This is a genomic window from Celeribacter marinus, from assembly GCF_965656515.1.
Classification (GTDB): Bacteria; Pseudomonadota; Alphaproteobacteria; order Rhodobacterales; family Rhodobacteraceae; genus Celeribacter; species Celeribacter marinus_D.
The window spans coordinates 9182-11461 of record NZ_CBFHKW010000070.1 but is presented as its reverse complement, the minus strand read 5'-3'; the positions used below and the strand labels follow the sequence as shown (position 1 = coordinate 11461).

General features: G+C 57.3%; 2 protein-coding genes. Both read right to left on the bottom strand.

What is annotated here, in order from left to right; all coding sequences use genetic code 11:
• Nucleotides 1–961: UxaA family hydrolase (locus tag ACTG34_RS12385; RefSeq protein WP_439105195.1), on the bottom strand; the 961-nt coding region annotated here is incomplete at its 3' end.
• A 245-nt stretch (nucleotides 962–1206) separates the two neighbouring features.
• Nucleotides 1207–2280, bottom strand: a 1074-nt coding sequence (locus ACTG34_RS12380) for a TRAP transporter large permease subunit (RefSeq protein WP_439105194.1), incomplete at its 5' end; no start/stop codon positions are given.

Below are 2280 nucleotides of genomic sequence, written 5' to 3'. Positions count from 1 at the left end.
CAATCAGTTTGTCGCCGATCTCGCGCGATGCGGCGCGCGCGGTCAACAGATGCTCTGCGCCGTAGATTTCGGGCGTCTCCGCCAAGACCCCTGTGCCGCCTTGCGCCACCAAGAGGTCGCAGGCATAGCCCACGGCGGGGTTGGCGGTGATTCCTGACCACGCGTCCGAGCCACCGCATTGCAGAGCGACCATCAATTCCGATGCAGGGCATTCCTCGCGCGTGGCCTTGTTCACCTCGGGCAGCATGCTTTCGATCTTTTTGATGCCAAGGGCCACGGTTTTGCGCAGACCGCCCACGTCTTGGATATTCATCGTCTGAAATGTCGGTCCGGATTTGAGGCCATAGGCCTCGATCAGCCAGTCAATTTGCATCATCTCACAGCCTAGTCCGGCCAGCAAAACACCGCCCACATTGGGGTTTTTGGCATAGCCCCACAGGGTGCGTTGTAGCAATTCGAACCCCGTTCCATCCCCGCCCATGGCGCAGCCCGTCCCGTGGACAAAGGCCACAACGCCATCGACATTGGGATAGTTGGCCATGATATCGGGCGTGAAATGCTGTGCGATCATCCGTGCGGCCGTGGCCGAACAGTTCACCGATGTGAGCACGGCGATATAGTTGCGCGTGCCGACACGACCGCTGTCGCGTTTGTACCCCATGAATGTGTCGGAGCTCGTCGCTGGGGCCACGGGACGCAAGTTTGTGCCAAACTCGTAACCCGCCCCCTCGACGTTGCGAAATTCCAGGTTGTGGGTGTGGATATGCGCGCCCTTGGCAATGTCCGATGCCGCATAGCCGATGATCTGCGCATACTTGTAAACCGCCTCGCCTCTGGCAATGTCTTGGGTCGCCATTTTGTGGCCGCGCGGGATCACGTCAATCGCGCCTTCGTCACCGATGGCAAGTTGGGTTTTGGCGGTGACGACATTATCGGCGTCAGACAGGCGAACGGTGGTCATGGCGGTCCTCGGGGGTTGGGGCTTAACGGTGTTGTGTCGCTTATATGTTAGTTTGTCACGGCTCATTTTCGCAGGTGGCTTGTGACTCGGGCGCAAGCGACCACCTGCGGACGTGATTGGCGTGTTGATTTGCGTGATGTGATCCTTGTGCGGTGGCGCGTGATATCTGGCGCGCCACGGCACAAGGAAACGAAGCGGGGCGGCGGATCGACCGCCGCCCCGTCTCAATGGTGTGTGTCGATCCCCTAGAGGAAGATCGAGACGATTGGAGGCCAGATCAGCAGAACCGACAGGGCGATCAACTGGATCATGATAAAGGGCAAGAAGCCTTTAAAGATATCCGTGAGCGAGATGTGCGGTGGGGCAACTGATTTGAGGTAGAACGCTGCCGGACCAAAGGGTGGCGACAGGAACGAGACCTGCATGTTCATACAGAACACAACACCGAACCAAACCGCAACGTGACGCGGGTTCAATTCGCCAAACAGACCGATTTCCTCAACAGGCAAACGCAGCACGATGGGCAAGAACACGGGCATAATCAGCAACACAATGCCAACCCAGTCCATGAACATCCCCATGATCAGGAAGATAAACATCATCACAAGGATGATCCCCATCGTCGGCAAATCTGCCGCCATAATCATATTGGCCACATATGTCGGACCACCGGCGAGTGTATAGGCCGCAGCAAGCGCTGCCGCACCGATCGTCACCCAGATGATCGTCCCTGTGGAGCGCAAAGTGCGCATCAGGCTGTCCCATACGATGTCAAACGTCATTTCGCCGCGTGACACACTGATCAAGAACACAGCCACAACGCCCATACCCGCCGCTTCGGTAATGCCCGTGATGCCACCATAGATGGAGCCAAGAACAACGCCGATGACGATGATTGGGGCGATCAGGCCTTTGCCCATATCCCAACCTTTGGAGGTGCGCTCTTTGCCGACGACGACATAAACGACCACAGCAAAGATCCCAAAAGCGGCCGCGAGGTACGGTAGATCCGATGCCATCCCAAGCGTGATGGGGTCGACACCTTCCGTGACGGTGTTCATCCCTGTGAGGGTAAAGAACAGCGCGCGCAAGAAGATAACGGCCGTGGCCCACATGCCAAAGCGTGACAAGAAGCCAAGGAACATCAGACCCTTTTCGGAACCACGAGGATCATTGGGATCTTCTGGGGGAAGGGGGGCCATCTCTGGGCTAATCCGCGTACGGATATAGATATAGACCATAAAGAAGGAGGCCAACATAAACCCGGGCAAGAAGGATGCCGTGAACAACGCTTTGATCGAGGTCTCTGTGACGAGGCC